This is a genomic window from Caldivirga sp. UBA161, from assembly GCF_002506515.1.
Taxonomy (GTDB): Archaea; Thermoproteota; Thermoprotei; order Thermoproteales; family Thermocladiaceae; genus Caldivirga.
In genome coordinates this window covers 13,092-15,112 of sequence record NZ_DAXS01000034.1, presented here as the reverse complement: position 1 = coordinate 15,112, position 2,021 = coordinate 13,092, and the positions used below count along the sequence as shown (strand labels likewise).

2 protein-coding genes are annotated in these 2,021 nt (G+C 41.6%); one reads left to right on the top strand and one right to left on the bottom strand.

From position 1 onward, the window contains the following. The first annotated feature begins 134 nt into the window (after nt 1-134). Entirely contained in the window at nt 135-1,505 is a 1,371-nt protein-coding gene (locus BP896_RS03885) for a RuvB-like helicase (RefSeq protein WP_291765875.1), read from the top strand. A 5-nt stretch (nt 1,506-1,510) separates the two neighbouring features. Here BP896_RS03885 and BP896_RS03880 read toward each other — a convergent pair. Beyond that, nucleotides 1,511-2,021 (bottom strand): hypothetical protein (locus BP896_RS03880; protein WP_291765873.1); only part of this gene is annotated, 511 nt, incomplete at its 5' end.

The window sequence follows — 2,021 nt, the reverse complement described above, 5'->3', positions numbered from 1 at the left end:
GGGTTTAAAGAAGATAGGGACAATATCCCATTATACTGAGCATTAAAGAAAGCCAGCTTAGAGGCTTCACTTCTCTTTGTGAGATAACTTATTCATGAGGATAGGTTTAAATTACTGCATAATAAAGACGACTTATGTCATCTATAAGGGTTGAGGAAGTAAAGAGTGGTGAGGAGGAAAGGAGGAGGATAAGTGTACATAGCCACATTAAGGGACTTGGTATAGTTAACGGTAAGGTGGAGAAGATTGCAGATGGTTTCGTGGGTCAAGTTGAGGCCAGGGAGGCTGCAGCAATGGTTGTTAAGATTATCAAGGCAGGTAAATTCAGTGGTAAAGGTGTATTGATAGTCGGCCCACCTGGCACTGGTAAGACGGCATTGGCTATTGGGATTGCCAGGGAGCTTGGGGCTGATACCCCCTTTGTTCACCTTAATGCAGCTGAGATATATAGTGTGGAGATTAAGAAGACTGAATTCCTAATGAGGGCCCTTAGGAAGGCCATTGGGCTTAGAATAAGGGAATGGAGGAGGGTTTACGAGGGTGTGGTTAAGTCCATTGAATTTAAGTACGGTAAACACCCATATAATCCCTACATTCAGGTACCAGTTGGGGCTACTGTGAGGTTGAAGACTACTGATGAGGAGAAGGTACTGAAGGTACCCCAGGAGATTGCTGCGCAGTTGATTGAATTAGGAATCAGCACTGGTGATGTTATAATGATTGATGAGGAGACTGGTAGGGTTATTGCTGAGGGGCAGGCTCAAGGTGAGGGTGAGGAGCAGTATGATATATATGTTAAGCGTAAGCTTGAGGTACCTAAGGGGCCTGTGCATAAGGAGAAGGAGATAACAAGGTTCTTCACGCTTCATGACCTAGACATGTATCAGGCTAGGCAACAGGGCTTGGTTTCAGCAATGTTGTTCGGGGTATTCACTGAGGAGAAGGAGATACCAAGTGAGGTTAGGAATGCTGTGGATAATTTCGTTAAGGAGACGGTGGATAAGGGTAATGGTGAATTAATCCCAGGTGTACTCTTTGTGGATGATGCGCACATGCTTGATATTGAGACCTGGGCCTTCTTCACAAAGGCCATGGAGATGGAGATGAGCCCAATAATGATATTCGCCACGAATAGGGGTATAACAAAAATAAGGGGCACTGACATTGAGGCACCCCATGGTATACCATTGGATTTATTAGATAGGTTAATCATAATAAGGACTAGGCCGTATAATGAGGATGAGGTTAGGGAAATAGTGTCCATTAGGGCTAGGGAGGAGGGGGTTAAGTTAAGTAATGATGCCTTAGGTTACTTAACCAAGATAGGTGTTGAGAATAGTTTAAGGTATGCAATCCAACTACTAACCCCGGCTCAAATTAGGGCTAAGGAGCAGAATAGGGATAATGTAACTAAGGATGATGTTGAGTATGTTAGGAAACTCTTCCTAAGCCTAAGGGAGAGTGTTGAATATGTTAAGCAGCATGAGGAATTATTCCTGAAGTAATAATACTATTTTTTGCCACCTTCCTCACTCATTTTCCTTAATGCCCTACCAACCATTATTGATGCGTATATGTGTAGTTTCCAGGCTTCAGGGTATTCGCCGTACTCCTTAATAATCTTCCTTGCTAAATCCCTCAACTCAATAGCCTCATCATAGGTTAAATCATCCTTATCCAGTAATTCACCTAATCTCCTCCACTCATCCTTACTTAATGGATTGGTTGATGTTCCCAATTTCATAATTCTCTTAGCCTCATTACGAAGCATACTAGCCCTCTCAGGCTTAAGTAAACCCTCAGCACTTAGGTACTCAATGAAGAATTCTTGATAATCGGTAATTGCTTCCGTTAGCCTATTAATCTTAACATCAATGTATCTCTTAATATCATTAAACTTATCATCCATCTGTTTGATTCTATTATTAATTTCGCTGAATCTTTCATCTATTGATTTGAATTTCTCATCTATCTGTTTAAACCTATTCTCCATATCCTTAAACCTCTCATCTATTTGCTTG

Coding starts and splice junctions, on each gene's coding strand:
- BP896_RS03885 (WP_291765875.1), top strand. CDS start 135: ATGTCATCTATAAGGGTTGAGGAAGTAAAGAGTGGTGAGGAGGAAAGG.